Source organism: Hungatella sp. SB206 (assembly GCF_051132295.1).
GTDB classification, from domain to species: domain Bacteria; phylum Bacillota; class Clostridia; order Lachnospirales; family Lachnospiraceae; genus Hungatella; species Hungatella effluvii.
On sequence record NZ_CP096603.1, the window covers coordinates 2,948,572 to 2,971,747 of the forward strand.

Genomic DNA, 23,176 nt, shown 5'->3' on the forward strand with positions numbered 1-23,176 from the left:
ATTTCTTTGTAATGAAAAGCTTTATAAAAAGAAAAACGTTTCTGGAATAGAGATCAGTTTCCGCATTCGATGCTGATCTCATTGAATCTGTCCAGAATATCGTCCACCTTCAGAGAAGCCTTGTCTTCATCGGCAGAGTCAATGATGGCGCTGCCCTGATGCATCATGATCAGGCGGTCGCCGTACTCCACGGCGTAGCGCAGATTGTGGGTAACCATGATCGTGGTTAAGTTCTTTTCCCTTACGATCTGGTCCGTCAGCTCCATGATGACCTCGGCTGTCTTAGGGTCCAGCGCGGCTGTATGCTCATCGAGAATCAGAAACTCGATGGGAGTCATGGTGGACATTAAGAGCGCCATGGCCTGGCGCTGGCCGCCGGAGAGTACGCCGACTTTTACATGCAGCTTATCTTCCAGACCCAGTCCGAGAGAATGAAGCTGTTCTTTATAGTAATTGATTCGCTGGCGGTTCGTACCCGGAAGGAGATTGAAGGGCTTGCCCTTGTTGTCGGCCAGAGCCATATTCTCCAGGATTGTCATGTGCGGACACGTTCCCATGGCCGGATTCTGGTATACGCGGCCAATGCGGCGCTGACGCTTGTATTCCGGCATGCTGGTGATGTCTTTCCCGCCGATGATGATGCGTCCGCTGTCCAACGGAATGCTTCCGCAGATGATGTTTAACATGGAAGTCTTACCGGAGCCGTTGCTTCCGACCACGGAGACGAACTGGCGGTCCTTGATGGTCAGGCTGAAGTCCTCGAAGAGGCACATCTCGTTGACGGTTCCCTGATTGTAGTATTTATTGATCTGTTTTAATTCAAGCATGACTCTTCACCTTCTTTTCCCTGCCGTTGCTGAGTACGAGTATGACGAGGAACAGCGCGGCCGTAATCAGCTTCAAATCGGAGGCCTCCATGCCCATATAGATAGCGAGAGAGACGCAGCCCTTGTAAATGATGGAGCCGATGACGACAGCCGTTGTGGATTTGACAAAGCCCACACGTTTGAACAGCTTCGTACCAATGATAACATTTGCCAGGCCGATGACGATGGTGCCGGTACCCATGCTGATCTCAAAGAAGCCCTTCTGCTGGCAGTAGACCGAGCCGGCCAGTGCGGCCAGGCCGTTGGCAATCGCCAGCCCCACGATTTTTACCATACCCTTGTCTTTGGCAAGAGAGGTAACCAGCGTGTCGTTGTCGCCGACTGCCCGGAGCAGGTAGCCGGACCGTGTCTTTAAATAGAGGTCCAGCAAAAGCTTTACCAGGATTACGATCACGGCGAGAATGATAACGACGGTGAAATTACTGATGCCGGCCGGAAAAATACGGCTTACAAAATCATTTTCAAAGATCGAATCGCTGGTGAAGATCGGTACGTTAGATTTACCCGCAACTCTTAAGTTGACGGAGTAGAGGGCGGTCATGACAATGATACCTGACAGCAGGTCCCGGACCTTTAATTTTACGTGAATGAATCCCGTCACGCATCCGGCCAGGACGCCGGCCGCAAATGCGGCGAACAGCGTGAGCACCGGATTAACCCCGGCCAGTATCAGTGTGACCGTTACGGCTCCGCCAAGCGGAAATGTTCCGTCCACGGATAAGTCCGGAAAGTCCAGAATCTTATATGTGATATAGACGCCCAGTGCCATGATGGCATAGACCAGGCCTTCTTCAAAAACGCCAAGTATGATTGACATGATAGCTTTCCTCCAGGAGAAGTAGTATATTACTGTGTAATTTCATCAAAGACAGCAGCCGCGGAATCCGTTAATTCCTGCGGAAGTGTGATGCCCAGGTTCCCGGCCACTTTGCTGTTGCCGTAGAATGCAGCTTCCTCGATCACCTCGAAGTTCATCTCGCTGGCCTTCTTTTCGCCCTTTAACACTTTGGCGGCCATTTTACCTGTCTGAATTCCTAAATCTACGTAATCGAGACCCATGGAAGCCAGGCAGCCGATCTTGACCTGCTCCACCTCGCTTCCGAATACCGGAATGTTTTTCTTGGAGGCTTTGTCTAAGATCATCGGGAGAGAGCTTACGACGGTGTTGTCGGTTAAGTTGTTTAAGCAGTCCACTTTTTCCAGGATGCTGTCGGCAGCCAGCGGAATATCGGCGGTGGAGGTTACGGCGCCTTCCACGATCTCAAATCCGTAATCCGGAGCTGCGGCTTTGTATTCGGCGATGGCGGTTTCGGAGTTAACTTCGCTGGTGCTGTAGAGAATGCCAATCTTCTTCGCGTCCGGAAGAATCTTTCGGATCATCTCTAACTGCTTCTCTACCGGAAGCTTGTCGCTGGTGCCGGTTACTTCGCCGACAGGTGTTCCGTCTTCGTTTGCAAGCGCCGCGGCAACCGGATCGGTTACAGCCGTGTAGATGACAGGAACGTTGTCTTTCTTCGCTCCGCCGTAGGCAGCCTGTGCAATCGGAGTCGCAATGGCGCAGATTAAATCGGCCTTTTTGGAGATAAAATTATTGATAATCTGGCTGGCTGTTCCGCCGTCCGCCTGTGCGTTTTCGTAGAGAATGGTTAAGTTCTGGCCTTCGACGATTCCCTCGTCTGCCAGTCCCTGTAAGAAGCCTTCGCGGCAGTTGTCCAGGGAGCCGTGCTCCGCGAACTGGCCGATGCCGATGGTGTAGGACTTGCCGTCCTCGGCAGCGGCTCCTTCTGCGGCTGTCGTATCGGCGGCAGTGGTCGTAACAGCCTCGGTGGCGGCGGTCGTCGGATCCGCCGGTTTGGAAGAACAGCCCGCGAGTGCGGTTACCGTCATCGCTGCGAGTAAGAGTGCTTTCATTGATTTTTTCATAATTGTTTCCTCCTCATGAATCATATATTTTAATTTAAACATAAAAAAAGTCCCAAGTATGTTCTAAAAACATACTTGAGACGAATTAACAAATCCGCGGTGCCACTCAAATTGACTTCCATAGAAGTCCGCTTTTCATATACCAACATATATGCCACGAAGATAACGGTTGTGGTCTCCGTCGGTCCCTACTTACCTGATGGTTCAGGACCGCCCTCAAAAGTCCATTCAGCTGTCTGCTCTATATCGCACTCACACCGGCGGCGACTCTCTGAAATATTGTGGGATAGCTTACTCCTCTTTTTCAACGGTTTATTTTATTGCTTATTATATTAATGCGTCAAAGTGGATTTGTCAACAACTATTTTTAAATTCCTTCGTATTTCCTCTATTTTCCGAAAAAGCGCGCCAGCGGGCTGATTAAGTTGGATAAGTCCTGAATCGCCTGGTTGAGTGTCTTGATATCCACGGAATTAATCTGCTGGAGGGCTTCCTTCACGCTCTGATCACTGGAGGTTACCAGGTTGTCGATATCCGTTACCATCTGGCCCAAATTCGCCTCCTCCAGCTCTTTTGCCACCACGTTCACGCTGTCCATCACCGTCTCCACATCGTCGAAAAGCCGGTTGACACGGGGGATGATGGTTGCAGAGGTATAGATGACGATGGCAAGGATCAGAATGCTGGCCAGCGCGGTAATCTGGGACATCCGGTACTGCTTTTTCGCGTAGGAGGCCTGGCGTTCGTTGGAGTCCTCCAGCCTTTTTAACATGGCCTCCAGTTCTTTGTCCGACAGGGATGCAAAGGGATTTTTTTTCTCTTCCATACAAATATCCTTCTTTCTGGTTCGTTACGGCACAGCAGCCGTTTCTGATTTCAGTATACTACGGCCTGCGGGAAAAATCGAGGAAATATCTTCCTAAGGATATCAAATTGTGGTAAACTAAAGCAAATATCTGTAAAAATGGAGGTTTGACAAATGAAGCTCTTAATTGTTGTGGACATGCAGAAGGATTTTATAGACGGCGCGCTGGGAAGTCCCGAGGCGCAGGCGATTGTGCCCAATGTAAAAAAGATGATCGAGGAGTATCAGGCAGCGGGAGAGGATGTGATCTTCACGCTGGATACCCACGATGAAAAGTATATGGAGACCCAGGAAGGAAAGAATCTGCCGGTTCCCCACTGTATCAGGGGCACCGATGGCTGGGAGCTGGATTCCTCCTTAAAGGAATTTCAGGGGAAGCGGTTTGAGAAGAATACCTTCGGAAGCACCGCCCTTATGGAATACGTTCAGGAACGGCCGTATGAGTCTGTCATGCTGATCGGAGTCTGTACGGATATCTGCGTCATCTCCAACGCGCTGCTGGTGAAGGCCGCGATCCCGGAGGTGCCGGTTCTCGTGGATTCCTCATGCTGTGCGGGAGTCTCGCCGGAGAGCCATAAAAATGCCTTAAACGCGATGAAGATGTGCCACATTGCCGTGCAGTAAGCGGCGGATCGGGAAAGGAGGTCTGCGCGATGGCACAGCGAATATTGATTGCGGATGACAGCGAGGAGATCATCGAGATTCTGCAGATACTTCTGACCGGAGAAGGGTACGAGGTGGTGACGGCGGGAGACGGGGAGGAAGCGGTCATGCTGGCGGACGACACCATCGACTTAATTATTCTCGACGTGATGATGCCGGTTAAGTCCGGCTATGTGGCATGTTCCGAGATCCGGAAAAAGTCCATGGCGCCCATCCTGTTTTTAACGGCCCGCACCCAGGATTCCGATAAATCCATGGGCTTCTCGGCGGGAGGAGACGATTATCTGGCGAAGCCCTTTTCCTATTCGGAGCTTCTTTCCAGGTGCAAATCGCTTCTGCGTCGGTATCTCGTCTACCAGGGAAAGAGCTTCGCCGCGCCGGACAACCGTCTGGTGCTGGGGGACCTTTCCGTGGATCAGGACACACGGACCGTGACCGTGGAAGGCCGTGATGTGAATCTGACCTCCAGGGAATACTGCATTCTCGTCCTCCTGTTAAAGAACCGGAGAAAGATCTTTTCCTCGGAAAATATCTACGAGAGTGTCTGGAATGAACCGTATTTTTACTCCGCCAACAACAATGTGATGGTCCACATCAGGAATCTGCGGAGGAAAATCGAGAAGGACCCGCAGAATCCGGAATACATAAAGACCATGTGGGGGCGGGGGTATTATATTGAATAATTTCCTTAAGAAAATGGCGAATCCCACGCGTTTAAGCCTTGCCACGCTGTATGATGTGGTGATCGCGGCGGCGGCCGCCTTTCTCTGCTATGTGGCGGTGACGAACGCCATGGGGCTTCTGGCCGGCATGATGACGGACCAGAAGAACTATTATGAGCGGCATACGAAGCTTCTGGCAGAGGAATTTCAGGATTTCGTCACGGAAAATCATGTGGAGATCGGAGACGGGGAGACCATCGGTGACTGGAATTCCGAGAACTGGTATGTGTTCCTGACGGTATATCAGCGGGACCGCATCTACTATAATACCATGGACCGGGATAATGAGAAGCTGAAGACCGAGCTTAAGGACGAGCACCCGGGGTTTCAGTACGGGTATTTATACCGCCACGGGACAGCAGTTACCTATCCGGTGAGGTTTGCCGACGGGGACGGGGAGATCCTGATCCGGGCTTACTTTGAGGCCAGGTTCCGGACGCTGATTCTCGTTCTGGGAGCGGGCATGAGCGCGGTCTGCTTCGTCGTGGTATTCCTTGTACTGCTTCAGAAAAAACTGGCGTACATCCGTCAGATCGAGAAGGGGATCCACATCCTGGAGACCGGCTCTGTAGGGTATGAAATTCCCTTAAAAGGCCGGGATGAACTCTATTCCCTGGCAGACAGCATCAACCAGATGAGTGAAAGCCTGCACAAGGAGATCGAGGAAAAGGACCGGATTGAACAGGAGCGGAGCGAGATTGTGACAGCCCTGTCCCACGATATAAGGACACCGCTCACCTCGGTTCTGTTCTACCTGGATTTGATTACGGCCGGCAAATGCACGGCGGATGAGTCCGTCCTCTATATGGAGAAGGCGAAGCGCCAGGCATACCATATGAAGAACCTGATGGACGATTTATTCAGCTATTCTTATGCCACAGGAGACCGTTTTTCCCTGAAAAATGAGGAGTACGACGGAAATGAGCTGTTCGGGCAGCTGATCGGTGATCTGACGGAATCCCTGGAGGAACACGGCTTCCGTACCGAGGTGCGCTACGAGATTGAGACGCCGTTTACGGTGGAGACCGATGTGGTCCAGTTAAAACGTGTTCTGAATAATATTGGAACGAATATCGAAAAGTACGCGCGCAGAGACGGCATCGTGTCCGTGGAGGTCAGGCTTTCAGACGGCTTCGTCTGCCTGAACATCGAGAATCCCATACGGAACGAGGAGATCGAGGTGGAAAGCTACGGAATCGGCGTCAAGGCGTCGGAACAGATGATTGAAAAGATGGGAGGAAGCTTTACTTACGAAAGCCATGACTATCGCTATCACACATCGATGAAGCTTCCGGAGAAAGAATAGAGCGAGGAGCAGTTTTCTGTTTCAAAAAGAAAAAACAGCAGACATGATAAGAATTTCTGAAGAAAATTTCAGAAATTTTACAGCCGTTTCTAAAGATTTATGGCTCATACTAAAACCAGGATAAAGAAGAATGAAATGAGGTGCGGATATGAAGCTTCTTTTTTTGACTGGAAAATTTGGTATGGGCCATTATTCTGCCGCTTTTTCGCTGGCAGAGCGTGTTTCGAGGGTGAATCCCGAGGCTGACATCGTGATCCGCGATATTTTTGAGTATGCAATGCCTTATTATTCCGACAAGGTTTATCACGCCTTTGGCGTCATGGTCACTCACTGCAGCGGAACGTATAATAAGTATTATAATCATATGGAACGTAAGGGACCCGATTTGAAACCGGTTTTTCTTCCATGGTTTTTAAAGAAAATAAAAAATCTGCTGGAGGAGGAACAGCCGGATGCGGTCATCTCAACCCTGCCCCTCTGTTCCCAGATCATGTCCTGGTATAAGGCGGTGACGGGCAGCCAGATGCCGTTAATAACGTGCATTACGGACATCAGCAGCCATTCCGAGTGGATCAACGGCGCCACAGACTGCTACCTCGTTCCCGACCGCATGGTGAGGACGAAGCTGACGGAAAAGGGCGTAGAGGAAACGAAGATTTACGTCTATGGAATCCCGGTCAGGCCGGAATTCGATTACGGGGAAGAGCGGCCGGAAGAGACGGATGGGAAGAAGCACATCCTGATCATGGGCGGCGGTCTCGGAATTCTGCCTGAGAGCAATGAATTCTACGAGGAACTGAACGATTCCGGTCACATCCGGGTTACGGTGATCACGGGAAAGAATCAGGAAATCTACAAGAAGCTTCATGGAAAATACGAGAATATCGATGTGATCGGATATACCAACGAGGTGTACCGCTATATGCAGGAGGCCGATGTGGTGATCTCGAAGCCGGGCGGAATCACCCTGTTTGAGACGATTCATGCGGGAACGCCGCTTCTGGTATTTGAACCGTTTCTCCAGCAGGAGATCAACAACACAGGCTTTATCGTGGGCCGCGGTATCGGGATGATACTGGAGAAAAATCCCATGGACTGTGTCCGGGAGATCAGCAAGATCGTACAGGATGATACGCTTCTGGACGCCATGAAGGCAAATGTAGACCGTTTGAAGAGAGAGTACGACCAGACCGTAATTGGGCAGGTGCTCGCCCTGATCGAAGGACCGGAAGGAGCGTTATGTACGGGATGAAATGGAACAGAAAATGGAAATGGAGCAGACTGGCCGCAGCCCTCGGACTGCTGGCCGGCGGATTTACAGTGCATTCCGTAATTCCGTCCTTGTATCATAAACACAGAAATCCGGCGGTACTGCGAAGAACCGGAGTTCCCGGGACGGTGATGCTCACCTTTGACGACGGTCCCGATCCGGATTATACCGGGCGGCTTCTCGACCTTTTAAAGAAGGAGGAGGTGAAGGCAGCTTTCTTTGTGGTGACAAGAGAGGCGGTAAAAGAGGAAGCGCTGATCGACCGTATGCTGTCCCAAGGCCATGTGGTGGGCTTTCATTCCATGGACCACCAGAACGCCATGGTGAGAGGATATCTGCACACGAGAAAAGATTTTCGCACCGGAAGCGAATTTATGAAGCGAAAAGGCATCTCCGACATCTGGTATCGTCCGCCCTGGGGGCTGACGAACCTGTTTTCCTGGCATTTTGTGAGGAAATACGGGCTGAAGATGGTTCTGTGGGATGTGATGGCCGAAGACTGGGAGAGGGGAGCCACGGCAGGCTCGATCCGAAAGAAGTGTCTGAGCCGTGTAAAGGACGGATCCATCCTCTGCCTTCACGACGGAGGAAGACGCACGGGAGGCGCGCCCGGAGCTCCGGAGAAGACGCTGGAAGCGCTTACTTATGTGATCCCCGCGTTAAAAGAGGCGGGCTATCGGTTTATACTTCCTTCGGAAGCTGTATTCAGATAGATGATTGCCACATAAGTGATTTCAGATAAAGAAAGGAAGAATCGATTTGGAGCAGAAAACCATGAAATGGAAAAATTCACTCCTCTGCACGGCGGCCATGGTGGTGCTGGCGGGAGTGACGTGTTACATACTGTTAAAGGACCATTCCATGGGAACCCTGTGGACGGTTTTAAAGAACGCGGACCTACGTTTTGTGCTGCTGGGGCTTTTTCTCATGGTTCTGTTTGTCGGCTGTGAGGCGGCCGTGATCAGACTCCTGGCGGGGACGTGGGGAGGAAGTGTGCCGTGGAAGAGAGCCATGCAGTACTCCTTTGCAGGCTTTTATTTCAGTTCGATCACGCCCTCATCCACAGGCGGCCAGCCCATGCAGCTGTACTACTTGGTCCGTGACGGGCTGAGCGCCGCGAGAAGCTCGTTCGCGCTGCTGACGATTACGGCCATGTATCAGCTGATGGCGCTGGCTTATGGCGTGGGTATGGGGCTGCTTAAGTTTTCGTATCTCATGGGACTGCCGCTGGCTCTTAAGCTCCTGATCTGTTTCGGGATTCTGGCAAACGGGATTTCCGTGGCATTTATCCTGCTGATTCTGTTTTGCAGGCCGCTTGTGGAGCGGCTGGTATACAGAGTACTCCGTCTGCTTGCCCATTTTCCTTCCTTTGATGGGGAAAAGGCCGCACAGAAAGCCGGTTCCATGATCGAAGAGTACAGCCAGGGCGGCGCATATCTAAGGAAATATCCGATGGCTGCGGTGAAGACGGCGGTGTTTACCTTCTGCCAGCTCACCTTCCTGTATATGGCCTCCTACTGTGCCTGTCTGGCCCTCGGCCTGGGCAGCGTGGGTCTGGTAAACTTCATTATGCTTCAGTCCATCGTGAGCCTTGCAGTGTCGGCCGTCCCCCTGCCCGGAGCGGTGGGGGCGTCAGAGAGCGGCTTCCTGGTGATGTTCAGCGGTTTCTTAAGCTCATCCCAGCTGCTCCCCGTCATGGTGTTAAGCCGGGGCATCAGCTTCTATGGCTTTCTTGCGGTCAGCGGCCTGGCGGTTGCCTCCCTCCATATCGGGAAGAAGGGGACTCCGAAAAAGGAAAAAGAGGTCCGCAGCCGGGTGCATGGCCCTGTGTATAAGCAGTTCAGCGTTAGTGAAGATTTGCACTAATCCGAAGGGCTGAGAGCCGGTATGGCGACGCTGCCTCCGCGGAGACAAAAGATCCGGTTCGGAAACCGTTTCTGCATCCGGCTGATGAGAAGGCTGTTTTCCTCCTCCGGCCGCACACTTTTCAACAGAACGGAAGACGGGGAGTAGTCGATGACACTGGCATGAAAGACTGAGGCCATGCGAAACAGCTCCCGGATATCGTCCTCCGAACAGTCATGAATTCTTAAGAACATCAGCTCCTCGCAGTGCGTGGCGGTCTCCGTAAGGTCCACGACCTTGATGACCTCCACACGCCGGGCGAGCTGTTTTTTTATCTGCTCAAAGGTCTGGTCGTCGCTGGTCAGCCCGATGGTCATGCGGGAAACCGTCTCATCCTCGGCAGGTCCCACGGTCAGACTCTCCAGATTATAGGATTTTCCGGAGAAGAGGCCGGCAATTAAGGCCAGGACGCCGGGTTCATTTTCTACGTAAAGATTGATCCAACGCTTTTTCATCGTTATCTTCCCCTCTCATTTTCCAGAATCATGTGGTCGATCGGACTGCCCGGCGGTACGATGGGAAGCACGTTGTCATCCCAGGCGATCAGAAATTCGATCAGAACCGGCGCGTCCTTGCTGGCTTCTGCGGTCTGAAGGGCCGGTTGGATATCCTCCTCCTTCGTCACCCTGATCCCCATAATTCCAAAGCTTTCGGCCAGCTTGATGAAATCCGGCGTGTACGGCGGACAGTCCGGTCCGGGCTCCTGACAGACCGCAGGGCAGCTGCTTCTCCGGCGCAGACAGGTGGCGGAATAGCGGTGATCGAAAAACATCTCCTGCCACTGGCGCACATTGCCCAGCCAGCCGTTGTTAAGCACGCAGATGATTATGGGAAGCCCGCAGACCACGGCTGTGGCCAGTTCCTGCATATTCATCTGTAACCCGCCATCCCCTGTGATAAGCACTACCGTCTTATCCGGGTTCCCGATTTTTGCGCCGAGAGCGGCGGGGAGGCCGTATCCCATGGTTCCCAGCCCGCCGGAGGTCAGAAGGCGCCGGTCCTCGCTCAGCTCCAGAAACTGGGTTGCCCACAGCTGGTTCTGACCGACATCCGTGGCGACGAAGAGCGGGCCCTTCAGGCGGTTGATGGACCGGATGACGGATTCCGCTGTCAGTCCCTCCCGCTTCATGGTGACGGGACGGGCCTCTTTCCAGCCATCGATCTGCTTCCTCCAGGCGCCGGTGTCCAGCAAAACAGCTTTTTCCAGGAGGGCCCGGATGGCGGCTCCGGCGTCGGCGACTATGGGAATATCGACGGCGATATTTCTGGAAATGGAAGCGGGATCGATGTCCACGTGGATGATGGATGCATGCCTGGCAAACTCCCCGTTCTTACCGGTGATGCGGTCATTGAAGCGGGTGCCGATGGAGAAGAGGACGTCGCAGCCGCTGACCGCCGAATTGGCGGCAAAGCTTCCGTGAATCCCGATATTGCCCGCATACAGCGGATGCGTGGACGGGATGGCGCCCTTTCCCATGATGGTGGTCACAACGGGCACGCCGGTACGCTCGGCAAGCCGTGTCATGGCTTCTTCCGCGCGGGCGATATTGACGCCGCCTCCCACCAGAAAGACCGGCCGCTTCGCCTGATTTAAACGTTCTAAGGCTTTTTTTATCTGGCCTCCGTGTACGGCGAAACCTGGCCGGTATCCCCGGATTTTTACCTGGTCGGGATAGCAGCTGCTGCCGTATTCCCTCTGTATGTCCTTGGGCAAATCCACCAGTACAGGGCCGGGTCTTCCGGTCGTGGCGATATGGAACGCCTTTTTGATGATTTCCCCCAGACTCTCCCTCGTCCGGACGGTTACCGCGTATTTACAGATGCTTCTGGTGATGCCCGTGATGTCGACCTCCTGGAAGGCGTCGTTGCCGATCAGGCTGGTGGGAACCTGGCCGGTAAAACAGACGAGAGGAACACTGTCGTAATTGGCCGTTGCGATGCCTGTCACTAAGTTGGCCGCGCCAGGGCCGCTGGTTACGAGACAGACTCCGGGTCTGCCGGTGGAGCGGGCGTAGCCGTCGGCGGCGTGAACCAGTCCCTGTTCGTGGCGGGGGAGAATGAAACGGATGCCGGTCTCTCCGTGAAGCGCGTCAAATAAGTCAATGGCCTGCCCGCCGGGATAGCCGAACAGGACTTCGACACCTTCTTCCTTCAGTGCTTTTACAAAAAGCTGTGCGCCTGTGATTTGCATGATCACTGCCTCCTTCTAAAATATAATGTGAATGCAAGTACTTGCTGTCATATGCGGGATAAAATTGGTACCGCGGTCTTATGGCGGTACCGTGTATGATTGTCACGGTGACTCGTACGCAGAGCGTGCGAGTGATCGCTCTTCACTGTTCGGGATTTTCCCACCTGCCGATTCCTTCCAGAAAGACCGTGACGCTGTTTCTGACGTAATCGTGACGTGAGATTTTGGACAGACTGTCGTCGAAAGACGCTTTCAGAAACGTGTAACCGAAGGTCGCGGAGAAAATTGTCATGGCCCATGATTCATAGCTTCCGTGACTCAGCTTCCCCTTCTCCACCATCTGTTCAAAATACCGGATGAGAGAGGAGACGAAGGCCTTTGGAATCATCATGATGAACGGGGCCGTTTCCTCGTAGATCTGGGGCGCGCGCAGGCCGATAGAGAGGTTGACGAAATCCGGGGTTATCCGGTCCATGTACGCGTTCATGAACATCTCTAAATCGCTTCGCAAGTCCCACGTGACGTTTTCAAAGGCCAGGGGGGTGACGTCCGCCCTCCACTTTTCCTGGTCAATGCCGGCCAGCACGATGTCCTTCTTTCCTGCAAATTTGCGGAAGAGCGTGCACTCGTTGACGCCTGCCTGCTTTGCAATGTCTTTTGTGGTAGTGGCGACATACCCTTTGTCGCGGATCAGCTCCATGGCCGCGTCCACAATTCTCTGGCTGGTATCATCCATGTATTCCACCTCCATGCAAGTACTTACTTTCATTACATTCTATCCGAAAGAAGACGGGATGTCAAGAAAAAGTACGACAGAACTGTTTGACAAAATGGCCGTTACGTAGTATAATGAACAATGTTCATATTGAAGGAGGTCCATATGAAGAAATCAGCAACTTCAAAAGAAGAGCTGCTTGCGATTGCGAAAGAGATCGCGGGCAGAGAAGGAATTGGAAATCTGAATATACGCCGTCTGGCCTCAGAGAGCGGTATCGCGATCGGTACGGTCTACAATTATTACCCTTCCAAAGGGGATTTAATCGGGGCGGTTATGGAGGATTTCTGGCGTAATGTGTTTCATGGCAGTCATTTTGACACAGAGAGCGGTGATTTTATCGGAAGTGTCCACGATATCCATTTCCGCCTGCGCGAAAACCTGGGAAGCTTCCGTGAGGAGTTTTTAAAGGAGATGGAGGTGCTCAGCAAGACCGATCAGAAGAGAGGGAGAGAGCTGGAGGCATTTTACTTAGGACATATGAAGGAAGGGATGCTCCGTATTCTGGAGCGCGACAACAGGGTGGCACCGGAGGTCTGGAACGAGACATTTACACCCGAAAGGTTCATATCCTTTGCCTTCTCCAACATGGTTCTTCTTCTGAAGAATCAGGAAGATCCGGCTTATTTTGAAGAGATTATGAGGCGTCTGATCTATAAGACAGATGCAGACACAGGAAAGGAAGTATGACGATGCAGGCAGTAATGGAAACAATTTTTGACATTGTATATTTATGTACGGTGATTGCGCTGGGAGTGCGTATGATCACCGGAGCGGGAGAGAGAAAGCAGATTAAGCTGTTTGGAATCATGGCAGTGGTTCTGGGATGCGGCGACGCATTTCACTTAGTGCCCCGCGCTTACGCCCTCTGTACGGATGGGCTGGCGAATCACGCCGCGGCCCTTGGATTTGGAAAGCTGGTAACCTCTGTGACGATGACCGTATTTTATGTGATTCTGTACTACATATGGAAGATGCGGTACCGCGTGGAGGGAAAGAACGGTCTGACTGCCGTCGTATGGGGGCTGGCCCTTGTGAGGGTATTCCTGTGCTTCATGCCGGGCAATGACTGGTTAAGCGCCAGCGCACCGCTCTCCTGGGGTATTTACCGCAATATTCCATTTGCAGTTCTGGGACTTCTGATGATTGTCCTCTTTTACCGGAAGGCAAAGGAGACGGCGGATTCGGGCTTTGGCTTTATGTGGCTGGCGATTGCACTCAGCTTTGGATTCTATATTCCGGTTGTGCTGTGGGCGGATACCATCCCGGCGGTGGGCGCGCTTATGATCCCCAAGACCTGCGCTTACGTGTGGATCGTGGTCATGGGATACCGGGAGATGAAACAGCCGGGACAGAGAAAGGAGAAGTAATATGACAAATGACAGAAAAAAGAAAGCAGTATTAAAGCTGGTAAACACCGCGTTGGTCTATGCGCTGCTGGCTATGGCGGGAGGCGTATTCTACCGTGAATTCACGAAGTTTAACGGCTTTTCCGGAAGAACGACGCTGGCCTTCGTGCACACTCACTTATTCCTGCTGGGAATGATCGTTTTCCTTGTGGCCGCGCTGTTTGAGTTTCATGCGGCGGTGACGGAGCAGAAGCGGTTTGGTCTGTTCTTTGGAATCTATAATGCGGGCATCGCCGTAACGGTGGTGATGCTGATTGTCAGGGGCATTGCCCAGGTGCGCGCCTTAGAGCTGAGCCGTGCCATGGATGCATCCATATCGGGAATCGCCGGCCTCGGCCATATTATGACAGGTGTCGGGATTATTCTCTATTTCGTGATGCTGAAAAAGGCAGTCGCAGAATCATAACGTGTTACAGCAGGGCCGGGAGGCGGACGGTTGCAAGCGGTCTCATTGTGTGTTAGAATAAAGAAATATAAGACGGCAGGGAATCATAGCTTTTCCGGAACCATAAAGGAGATCCGGCCGGGCAGCGAGCCGCTGTCAGGAATGTCATTATTTTAAGGTCAAGAGACCGTAATCTGCTCCGAAGTACATCCGCACATTTCATGTGCTTACGCCTGCGGCTTGTACATCTTCGCATCTTACGGCATCCTTTTTCGTATGATTTCCTGTCGTTTTATCTTTTGAATCCGGGCAGCCGGCTGAAAGACAGGAAAGCTGCCATGTCATTTTGAGTGAGGGACTACCTATGCACGAACCGGATTTGTGGAAATACTGCACGGCGGAGCACTGCAGGGAGATGCTTCTTTCCTTCCGGCTTCTGGAGGGGGAGGAGTGGACCGATGATAAGGTTATATCCTGCCTGTATGCCGTGAGCAATCATACAGAAAAACATTATAACCGGCTGCGGATTCCGAAGAAGGGTGGAGGCGTGAGGCAGATTCAGGCGCCGGACCCTCTGCTTAAGACGATACAGCGGAATATCCTTCACCATATTCTGGAGGGGCTGGAGCTGTCGCCCTGCGCGGCGGCTTACCACAGAGGCGCGTCTATCCGGGATAATGCAGCGCGCCATACGGGTAAAAACGTGGTGCTGAAGCTGGATATCAAAGATTTTTTCGGAACTATTACGTTTTCCATGGTGCAGCAGAGGGCATTTAACAGCAGGTATTTTCCTGTCCCGGTAGGGACGCTTCTGACCTCGCTTTGCTGCTTAAGGGACACGCTTCCCCAGGGATCGCCGGCCTCGGCTGCCATATCGAATCTGGTGATGAAGCCGTTTGACGAATACATGGAGGCGTGGTGCCGGGAGCGGGATATTGTATACAGCCGTTACTGTGATGACATGACATTTTCCGGGGATTTTGCAGCGGCGGAGGTGATCGGGAAGGTGAAAGGATTTCTGGACGCCATGGGTTTTGAACTCAACCGGTCAAAGACAAAGGTCCTTACCCGCCATACCAGACAGACGGTGACAGGAATTGTGGTCAACGACAGCGTTTCGGTTCCATCCGCCTACCGGAGAGAGCTGAGGCAGGATATTTATTACTGCCGGAAATTTGGCGTGCGGGAGCATATAAGGAGCAGGTCAGAGAAGAAATATCTGGAACTGGGAGAGGCCGGAGAGGTGAAATATCTGATGTCCCTGTTAGGGAAAATCGGATTCGTCCTGTCCGTAACACCCGGAGACGTCTGGTTTATGGAGGCGGAAGAGGCTGTGAAAACGCTTTTGAAAGAGTATCAGGGACAGGCTTCTTGTACCGGAGTACAACTTCTGAACAGAGTCCTGTAAGAGAATAGAAACTTGAGCAGAGAAGACGGAAAGCATGGCGTCTTCTCTGCTCATTTTTGTTTGACTGTTTTAACTGAAAATACTGCGGCACTAGTATTATCTCATTAACTTCATGAGATCCTCATAAAAACCAGGATAGGAGATGTTCACGCATTCTGCCCCAAGAATCTCCGTCTCGCCTTCCGCACAGAGCCCTGCGACGGCAAAGGTCATGGCGATGCGGTGATCCAGCAGGCTGTCGATCACCGCGCCGTGCAGCGGTTTGCCGCCGCGGATGATCATTCCATCCTCAGTTTCGGTCACATCGGCCCCCATGGCGGATAAGTTCTTCACCATGACTTCAAGACGGTTGGATTCCTTGACCTTTAATTCCGCCGCATCTTTGATGATGGTGGTGCCTTCCGCGAAGCAGGCCATCACCGCGATCATGGGAAGCTCATCGATCAGAGTGGGGATGATGGCTCCTTCGATGACCGTGCCGTGGAGGCTGCTGCTTTTAACCAGAATGTCAGCGGTGGGTTCCCCGGAGGCATCCTGTTCATTCATCAGCGTTATGCCGGCGCCCATGGCCTGGCAGACATGGAGAATGCCGTCTCTGGTGGGATTGATTCCCACCTGGCGGATCAGCAGTTCGGAACCCGGCACCAAAAGGCCCGCAGCAAGAAACGGGGCGGCAGACGAAATATCGCCGGGAACCGTAATCTGTTTTCCGTAGAGTTCCCCGGCCGGCCGGATGATGGCTGTCGTGCCCTCGCACCTCACATCGGCGCCGAAGGAGCGGAGCATGAGCTCCGAATGGTTGCGGGACACATAGTCTTCCGTCACCCTTGTCTCGCCGTCCGCATAGAGTCCGGCCAGAAGGATGGCCGATTTTACCTGGGCGGACGGTATCCTGGAATGGTAATGGATAGCCTGAAGGGGCCTGCCTGTAATATGCAGGGGCGCGCAGCCATTTTGACGGAGGCTCTCAATCTGGGCGCCCATCAGGGAAAGAGGCTCTATGATTCGTTTCATGGGGCGTTTCTGTATGGATTCGTCGCCGGTCACTGTCACGTCAAAATTCTGTGCTGACAGGATTCCGGATATCAGGCGGGTGGTGGTGCCGCTGTTGCCGCAGTCCAGAACGGTATCCGGCCTTTTTAAGCCTCGCAGCCCATTGCCGCGGACGATGACGGAATCGCCGTTATTTTCGATGGCCACGCCCATCTTCTGAAAGCAGGAGATGGTGGAAAGGCAGTCTGCCCCCTGAAGAAAATGGCTGATCTGCGTCGTCCCCTTTGCAATCGATCCGAACATGACGCTTCTGTGTGAAATGGATTTATCGCCGGGAATATGTACTTCACCCTTAAGCGGGCTTGCCTTTTTAAATTTCATGGTGTTCCTCCGTATATCAATTTTCAGACACGCACCAGGTCGTAATGGTAGCGCTCTAACTGCTTCCACGCCATGTCCATGGTTTCCTTGTCGTAGAAGATAATCTTGAGCGTGCCCTCCCCGTGCTCTCTGTTGTGGTTAATGCCGATGTTCTTAATGCTGATGCCCTTGGCCGCAAGGATAACGGACAGCGTGGAGATCGCGCCGACCTCGTCCGCCATGTCTACGGTAAACGAATATTCCGGTGTGACAGAGCCCTGGTTCCGCTCGGAAATGGAGTTCCGGTAGTCCCTTGAAGTCTCGAACAGCCGGGAGAGATACTGGTTGTCACCCGCTTTGAGCTTTTCCAGAGTTCCGTTTAAGGAGGCGATATACTGCTCCAGAACGGCGGCCAGAGGCGCCCGGTTCGTCATGCAGATCTGCTCCCACATCTCGGGAGACGAGGAGGCGATTCGGGTAATATCCTTAAATCCGCCGGCGGCCAGACGTTTCATCAGACCCTCCGGATTATCGGCATCCCTGACCAGATTCACCAGGCTGGAGGCGATCACGTGTGGCAGATGGCTGATCGCCGCCGTGACGGAATCGTGCTCGTGGTAGTCCAGGACGATGGGGATGGACCCGATCAGCGAAGCGACGGATATCAGCCGATCCACCGCCTCCGGGGAAGAGGTGCGGGTGGGGGTGATGATGTAGTAGGCGTTTTCCAGCAGATGATCCGTGGAATTCTCGAAGCCTGTCTTTTCGGATCCGGCCATGGGATGGCCTCCGATAAAGCAGTCCTCCATCCCGAGCCGGATGACCGCCTCGTGGATGTCGGTCTTGGTGCTCCCCACGTCGGTGATGATGGTGCCCGGCTTTAAAAATGGTTTGATTTCGGCAAGGTAGCGGGCGTTATATTCCACGGGGGTGCACAGAAAGATGAGATCACAATCGAATAACTGTTCATTGACTCCGTCGAGTATCACGTCGATCACGCCCTCATCCAGGGCGCTTAAGAGCCTGGAACGGGTCCGCATGTATGCCATAATCTTCGTATCCGGTTTTTCACGCTTGATCCCTCTGGCTATGGAACCGCCGATGAGACCAAGCCCAATAAAGGCAATGGTGGAATCAGTCATTAAAATATCCTCCCTGCAAGCGCTGCGTAAGGTTTCAGGTTTTCGGTAAGCTGCTCAAACTGTTCAAAGGTGAGCGACTGCGGGCCGTCGGACAGCGCGCAGGACGGGCACGGGTGAACCTCCACGATCAGACCGTCGGCGCCTGCTGCGACTGCGGCTTTAGAGATCGGCCCAATGTAGGCGCGGACACCGGTTGCATGGCTCGGATCGATGAGAATAGGCAGATGGCTCTTGGCGCGGATAACCGGCACGGCGCTGATGTCCAGCGTGTTCCTGGTTGCGGTTTCGTAGGTGCGGATGCCGCGCTCACAGAGCACGATGCGGGGATTGCCTTCGGAGGCGATGTATTCCGCCGCGTTCAGCCATTCGTCGATGGTTGCGGATAAGCCCCTCTTCAACAGTACCGGAATACCGGCGCGTCCGGCCTCCTTTAACAGCTCAAAATTCTGCATGTTGCGGGCGCCGATCTGGATCATGTCCACGTATTTCACCGCAGTCTCCAGCGCCCGTAAGCTGGTGACCTCGCAGACAATATTAAGGCCGGTCTCATCCCGGGCTTCCTTCATATACTGTAAGCCTTCTTCCTCCAGCCCCTGGAAGGCGTAGGGGGAAGTTCTCGGCTTGTAGGCGCCGCCTCTTAAAAATTCTGCGCCGGCCTTCTTTACGGCGATCGCTGTCTCGATGACCATGTCGTGATTTTCGATGGCGCAGGGGCCGGCCATCATGGTCAGCCTGCCAGGTCCGATACTGGTATTTCCAACCTCGATCACAGAGTCCTCCGGGTGAAACTTTTTGTTTACCAGTTTATACGTCTCGGTGACCGGAACGATCTTATCCACGCCCTCCGCCATCTCGATGTTGGCGCCCTGGAGCTTCGTCTTGTCGCCGACAACGCCTACGATGGTGACCTCCGTTCCTTTGGAAAGATGAGCCTGGAGGCCTTTGGATTCTATCAGGTTTTTTATTTTCCCAACCGCCTCTTCGGAAGCGTTCGGTTTCATAATAATAATCATATCGGTTTCCTCTCTTTAACAAGTATTCAAAAACAGCTTAAGCACCATTGTAATCGAAAGAATAGAAGTTGTCAACGCTTTTATACGTTAAACTTCGACGCTTTAACGCAGATTAGCAAAGACGGTGCGAAAAGATTTGATAAAGAACGTATGTTCTGATATAATAAAAATAAGTAGAAGAACGTATGTTCGAAATAGTAAAAACCTGACAGGAAGGAGAAGATCAATACTATGAAGCTGACGAGGAATAATTTAAATGAAGTTATGTTTGAAAACCAGGATGCCAGGCTATTGATTGAGGACGTGGTTTCTCATACTCAGGCCGGTATCTATTACTATCATGATGTGGAGATCACTCTGCAGGCCGCCTTAAAGATATGGAACAGAGCCAATGAAGCGGAGCAGAATGAAGCCCCGTATCACGCGTCTTTCCTTGATTTTAAAGGAGAAAACAGACCCCTGGCCGCCTGGTGCCCGGCTCTGTAGGATACCCATATTTTGGCAAGTAAAATTATTTGTGCAAAATGCACATTCTACTTGCAATTTTCCGACACTTTTAGTAAAATATCCTCATAGACTTAAATACTGAACAGGAGGAATGTTTATGAACGTGTATGGAACCAAACAAATCCGTAACGTTGTATTACTCGGCCACGGAGGCGCGGGTAAGACGACACTCGCAGAGGCGATGGCACTGATTACAGGAGCTGTCAGCAGAATGGGAAAGATCACCGATGGAAACACCATCAGCGATTATGATAAGGAAGAGATTAAGAGACAGTTCTCCATTTCCACAACTCTGATTCCGCTGGAGTATCAGGGTGAAGACGGTCCGATCAAGATTAACTTGCTGGATACGCCGGGTTATTTCGATTTTGTTGGTGAAGTAGAAGAAGCAATCAGCGTTGCAGACGCCGCGGTTATCGTAGTGAACTGCAAGGCAGGCATAGAGGTTGGTACATATAAGGCTTGGGAACTTTGTGAAAAGTATAAGCTGCCGCGTATTATTTTTGTAACGAATATGGATGACGATCATGCAAGCTACCGTGAACTGCTGCTGAGACTGGAAAAAGAGTTCGGCAGAAAGATTGCACCGTTCCATCTTCCGATTCGTGAGAATGAAAAGTTCGTCGGATTTGTCAACGTCGTAAAGATGGCGGGCCGCAGATTCACGGTGAACAGTGACTATGAAGAATGTGAGATTCCTGAATATTCACAGAAGAACCTGGGGATTGCGCGTGAAGCGCTGATGGAGGCCGTTGCGGAGACGAGCGAAGAGTATATGGAACGCTACTTCTCAGGCGATGAGTTCACTCAGGAAGAGATTTCTTCTGCACTTCGGGAACATGTAATAGAAGGCAATATCGTACCGGTTATGCTGGGCTCCGGCATTAACGCACAGGGTGCGAAGATGGTGCTTCAGGGAATCGACAAGTACTTCCCGACTCCGGACCGTTACGAGTGTATCGGTGTGGACGTATCCACAGGAGAGCGCTTTACAGCCAAATATAACGATAACGTATCACTTTCCGCTCGTGTATTTAAGACGATTGTGGACCCGTTTATCGGCAAATACTCTCTGATGAAGATTTGTACCGGTACCTTAAAACCGGATTCCAATATCTATAACGTAAACAAGGATACAGAGGAGAAGATCGGAAAGATCTATCTGCTCAGAGGAAAAGACGTGATCGAGGTTCCGGAATTGAAGGCCGGCGATATCGGCGCTGTATCCAAGTTATCCGTAACCCAGACGGGAGATACTATTGCGCTCCGTTCCGCGCCGATCGTATACCATAAGCCGGAGATTTCCACGCCGTATACGTATATGTGCTATAAAACAAAGACGAAGGGCGATGACGATAAGGTATCCAGCGCGTTGTCGAAGCTGACAGAAGAAGACTGGACCTTAAAGGCAGTTACCGATACAGAGAACCGTCAGTCCCTGTTATACGGAATCGGCGACCAGCAGCTGGACGTTGTAGTCAGCAAGCTGTTAAACCGCTATAAAGTAGAGATCGAGTTAAGCAAACCGAAATTTGCGTTCCGTGAGACCATCAGAAAGAAAGTTGAGGTTCAGGGAAGATATAAGAAGCAGTCAGGCGGACATGGACAGTTCGGCGATGTTAAGATGACCTTTGAGCCATCCGGCGATTTAGAGACACCTTACGTATTCGAGGAGACTGTATTCGGCGGCGCTGTTCCGAAGAACTACTTCCCGGCTGTTGAAAAGGGGGTTGCAGAGTGTGTTTTAAGAGGACCTCTCGCAGCTTATCCGGTTGTCGGACTGAAGGCAACGCTGACAGACGGCTCCTACCACCCGGTAGATTCCTCCGAGATGGCCTTTAAGATGGCGGCCACCCTGGCGTTTAAGAAGGGCTTTATGGAAGCGAACCCGGTTCTGTTAGAGCCGATTGCCTCCTTAAAGGTTACTGTTCCGGATAAGTTCACCGGTGATGTTATGGGTGACTTAAACCGCAGACGCGGCCGTGTACTGGGTATGAATTCCAACCATAACGGCAAGCAGATCATCGAAGCAGATGTTCCGATGTCTGAGCTTTTCGGATACAATACAGACCTCCGCTCCATGACAGGCGGTATGGGAACGTATGAATATGAGTTCAGCCGCTACGAGCAGGCTCCTGGCGATGTTCAGAAGCGTGAAGTGGAAGAGCGTGCTTCCAAGGTTGACAGAACCGAGGCATAAGAAAAAGAATAAAGATATTGAGAGGCGGGACGGAAGATCGTTCCGCCTCATTTCCATTCCCGACTTGTAACAGTTCATTTTCCGCCTGCGGAGCCCCAGGCGGGGAGTGAACTGTTACCCCGGCCTGCGCAGGTTTTCTCCTTTCCCCTGAGATTTCTTGTCAACATGAGACAGATGTGATAAACTTGGAATCGTGATGGTAAGAAGAGTCAGGAGGTAGTGACCGGATGGATTACTTAAGAGAAATAAAGAAAACGTGTTCAAGGCTCGGAGTGGGATACGCGGCATTTCTGCTGGTGGGACTTATGGTGCAGGCGGAGGCGGGGCTGATACTCGGAGTTCTTGGTAAAATGGGGTGGAAGGGGGACTGGAATACGTGGATCGTGCTCCTGGGCTCGATTCCCATGTATTTGTTCGGAACGCTGATATGCTGGCTCATTGTGAAAGACATGAGAACGCCGTGCAGGCCGCAGAGGCAGCCGTTCGGCGCGGGGCGGCTGGTGGTTGCTTTTTTTGCCTGCATCAGCATTATGTACATTGGAAATATTATAGGAACCGTCCTCATGAGCATCGTGAATGGAATCCAGGGCAAGCCTCTCTTAAATCCGGTAAATGAGCTGATCGAGAATCTGGATACGTGGGTAATTTTCCTGTTGACGGTGGTGGCGGCTCCCATATTTGAGGAGCTTCTGTACCGGAAGCTGTTGATCGACCGGGTGGCTCATTACGGCGACCGGGTGGCTATCGTTCTGTCGGGTGTCTTATTCGGGCTCAGCCATGGAAATTTTTATCAGTTTTTCTATGCCTTCGGGCTGGGGGTCGTATTTGCATACGTCTACATCAACACGGGAAAGCTGCGTTATACCGTAATATTCCATGCGGTGATCAATTTTATGGGATCGATTGTAGCGCTTCATGCAGCAGATAATATCTGGTTTGCCATGGCCTATGGCATCTTCATGATTGCGGCCGTTGTGCTGGGAGTTGTATTCCTGATCCTTTACCGCCGTGAGATCCACTTAAAACCCGCGATGCTGGCGATCCCGAGAGGAAGGCGGTTTGAGACCCTGTTTTTAAATCTGGGCATGATCCTCTTTTTCTTTGTCTCCGTGGGACTGTTTCTGTTTTCATAAGCAGGAGTGGGAGTTGCAGGGAAATGATAAATAGCGGTTGACACGTTCCCACAAGTGTGATACATTTATGGTCAGCATAAATACTGTGAAGAGGAACAGTAAGCGGTCTGGAACATGCA

23 protein-coding genes and 2 other annotated features (1 of these 25 cut by a window edge) are annotated in these 23,176 nt (G+C 52.1%); of the genes, 13 read left to right on the forward strand and 10 right to left on the reverse strand.

The window, feature by feature from the left end; translation table 11 throughout:
- Positions 1-53: 53 nt before the first annotated feature.
- From M1L66_RS12805 to M1L66_RS12820, 4 genes are all read right to left on the reverse strand, one after another.
- Positions 54-827, reverse strand: coding sequence for an ABC transporter ATP-binding protein (locus tag M1L66_RS12805; RefSeq protein WP_117623710.1), 774 nt, complete (start codon positions 825-827; stop codon positions 54-56).
- Positions 820-1,707, reverse strand: coding sequence for an ABC transporter permease subunit (locus M1L66_RS12810; protein WP_187021362.1), 888 nt, complete (start codon positions 1,705-1,707; stop codon positions 820-822). Before M1L66_RS12810 ends, M1L66_RS12805 begins: the two co-directional genes overlap by 8 nt.
- Before the next feature lie 26 nt (positions 1,708-1,733).
- Complete coding sequence (locus M1L66_RS12815) at positions 1,734-2,810, reverse strand: ABC transporter substrate binding protein (protein WP_434693388.1); 1,077 nt, start codon at positions 2,808-2,810, stop codon at positions 1,734-1,736.
- A gap of 73 nt (positions 2,811-2,883) precedes the next feature.
- Positions 2,884-3,127: a binding site (T-box leader), on the reverse strand.
- A 71-nt stretch (positions 3,128-3,198) separates the two neighbouring features.
- Positions 3,199-3,636, reverse strand: coding sequence for a hypothetical protein (locus M1L66_RS12820; protein ID WP_002600103.1), 438 nt, complete (start codon positions 3,634-3,636; stop codon positions 3,199-3,201).
- 153 nt (positions 3,637-3,789) lie between these two features.
- Here M1L66_RS12820 and M1L66_RS12825 point away from each other — a divergent pair, with 153 nt between their 5' ends.
- The 6 genes from M1L66_RS12825 (at position 3,790) to M1L66_RS12850 (ending at position 9,502) form a co-directional block, all read left to right on the forward strand.
- Positions 3,790-4,299, forward strand: coding sequence for a cysteine hydrolase family protein (locus M1L66_RS12825; protein ID WP_187020861.1), 510 nt, complete (start codon positions 3,790-3,792; stop codon positions 4,297-4,299).
- Positions 4,300-4,328: 29 nt separating this feature from the next.
- Entirely contained in the window at positions 4,329-5,021 is a 693-nt protein-coding gene (locus M1L66_RS12830) for a response regulator transcription factor (protein ID WP_002600101.1), read from the forward strand.
- Positions 5,014-6,366, forward strand: coding sequence for a HAMP domain-containing sensor histidine kinase (locus tag M1L66_RS12835; protein WP_434693391.1), 1,353 nt, complete (start codon positions 5,014-5,016; stop codon positions 6,364-6,366). The genes M1L66_RS12830 and M1L66_RS12835 overlap by 8 nt, the downstream gene beginning before the upstream one ends.
- A gap of 148 nt (positions 6,367-6,514) precedes the next feature.
- Positions 6,515-7,618: an MGDG synthase family glycosyltransferase gene (locus M1L66_RS12840; RefSeq protein WP_434693396.1), complete on the forward strand. Its 1,104-nt coding sequence runs from the start codon at positions 6,515-6,517 to the stop codon at positions 7,616-7,618.
- A complete protein-coding gene (locus M1L66_RS12845; RefSeq protein WP_434693398.1) occupies positions 7,615-8,349 on the forward strand; it encodes a polysaccharide deacetylase family protein in 735 nt (244 codons plus the stop codon). Before M1L66_RS12840 ends, M1L66_RS12845 begins: the two co-directional genes overlap by 4 nt.
- Before the next feature lie 61 nt (positions 8,350-8,410).
- Positions 8,411-9,502: a lysylphosphatidylglycerol synthase transmembrane domain-containing protein gene (locus M1L66_RS12850; RefSeq protein WP_434693400.1), complete on the forward strand. Its 1,092-nt coding sequence runs from the start codon at positions 8,411-8,413 to the stop codon at positions 9,500-9,502.
- On the opposite strand, the gene ilvN is transcribed toward M1L66_RS12850, so the two are convergent.
- The 3 genes from ilvN to M1L66_RS12865 form a co-directional block, all read right to left on the reverse strand.
- Positions 9,499-9,996, reverse strand: a complete 498-nt coding sequence (ilvN, locus tag M1L66_RS12855; RefSeq protein ID WP_320930775.1) for an acetolactate synthase small subunit — start codon at positions 9,994-9,996, stop codon at positions 9,499-9,501. The genes M1L66_RS12850 and ilvN overlap by 4 nt on opposite strands.
- Before the next feature lie 2 nt (positions 9,997-9,998).
- Positions 9,999-11,732, reverse strand: coding sequence for a biosynthetic-type acetolactate synthase large subunit (gene ilvB / locus M1L66_RS12860; RefSeq protein WP_434693404.1), 1,734 nt, complete (start codon positions 11,730-11,732; stop codon positions 9,999-10,001).
- A 142-nt stretch (positions 11,733-11,874) separates the two neighbouring features.
- Entirely contained in the window at positions 11,875-12,468 is a 594-nt protein-coding gene (locus tag M1L66_RS12865) for a TetR/AcrR family transcriptional regulator (protein WP_187021360.1), read from the reverse strand.
- 144 nt (positions 12,469-12,612) lie between these two features.
- Here M1L66_RS12865 and M1L66_RS12870 point away from each other — a divergent pair, with 144 nt between their 5' ends.
- The 4 genes from M1L66_RS12870 to M1L66_RS12885 all read left to right on the forward strand — a co-directional run bounded on the left by M1L66_RS12870 (position 12,613) and on the right by M1L66_RS12885 (position 15,709).
- Positions 12,613-13,197 (forward strand): TetR/AcrR family transcriptional regulator, encoded by a 585-nt coding sequence (locus tag M1L66_RS12870; protein ID WP_434693406.1) that lies wholly within the window; start codon positions 12,613-12,615, stop codon positions 13,195-13,197.
- 2 nt (positions 13,198-13,199) lie between these two features.
- The gene (locus tag M1L66_RS12875) at positions 13,200-13,877 is read left to right on the forward strand and encodes a hypothetical protein (RefSeq protein WP_434693409.1); all 678 of its coding nucleotides are present in this window, start codon (positions 13,200-13,202) and stop codon (positions 13,875-13,877) included.
- Position 13,878: 1 nt separating this feature from the next.
- Entirely contained in the window at positions 13,879-14,322 is a 444-nt protein-coding gene (locus M1L66_RS12880) for a DUF2871 domain-containing protein (RefSeq protein WP_117630361.1), read from the forward strand.
- 343 nt (positions 14,323-14,665) lie between these two features.
- Entirely contained in the window at positions 14,666-15,709 is a 1,044-nt protein-coding gene (locus tag M1L66_RS12885) for a reverse transcriptase family protein (protein ID WP_187020834.1), read from the forward strand.
- A gap of 96 nt (positions 15,710-15,805) precedes the next feature.
- Here M1L66_RS12885 and aroA read toward each other — a convergent pair whose 3' ends face one another.
- The 3 genes from aroA to aroF are packed head-to-tail and all read right to left on the reverse strand — an operon-like array spanning position 15,806 to position 19,217.
- Positions 15,806-17,083: a 3-phosphoshikimate 1-carboxyvinyltransferase gene (gene aroA, locus M1L66_RS12890; protein ID WP_187020833.1), complete on the reverse strand. Its 1,278-nt coding sequence runs from the start codon at positions 17,081-17,083 to the stop codon at positions 15,806-15,808.
- A gap of 23 nt (positions 17,084-17,106) precedes the next feature.
- Complete coding sequence (locus M1L66_RS12895) at positions 17,107-18,204, reverse strand: prephenate dehydrogenase/arogenate dehydrogenase family protein (RefSeq protein ID WP_434693411.1); 1,098 nt, start codon at positions 18,202-18,204, stop codon at positions 17,107-17,109.
- Positions 18,204-19,217 (reverse strand): 3-deoxy-7-phosphoheptulonate synthase, encoded by a 1,014-nt coding sequence (gene aroF, locus M1L66_RS12900; RefSeq protein ID WP_434693413.1) that lies wholly within the window; start codon positions 19,215-19,217, stop codon positions 18,204-18,206. Before aroF ends, M1L66_RS12895 begins: the two co-directional genes overlap by 1 nt.
- Positions 19,218-19,448: 231 nt before the next feature.
- Between aroF and M1L66_RS12905 the strand changes: the two genes are divergently transcribed.
- From M1L66_RS12905 to M1L66_RS12915, 3 genes are all read left to right on the forward strand, one after another.
- Positions 19,449-19,703, forward strand: a complete 255-nt coding sequence (locus tag M1L66_RS12905; RefSeq protein ID WP_434693416.1) for a hypothetical protein — start codon at positions 19,449-19,451, stop codon at positions 19,701-19,703.
- 118 nt (positions 19,704-19,821) lie between these two features.
- Entirely contained in the window at positions 19,822-21,924 is a 2,103-nt protein-coding gene (locus M1L66_RS12910; protein ID WP_434693419.1) for an elongation factor G, read from the forward strand.
- 227 nt (positions 21,925-22,151) lie between these two features.
- Positions 22,152-23,057: a CPBP family intramembrane glutamic endopeptidase gene (locus M1L66_RS12915; RefSeq protein WP_187020823.1), complete on the forward strand. Its 906-nt coding sequence runs from the start codon at positions 22,152-22,154 to the stop codon at positions 23,055-23,057.
- A gap of 76 nt (positions 23,058-23,133) precedes the next feature.
- Positions 23,134-23,176 (forward strand) — a binding site (T-box leader) (it continues 206 nt past the right edge of the window).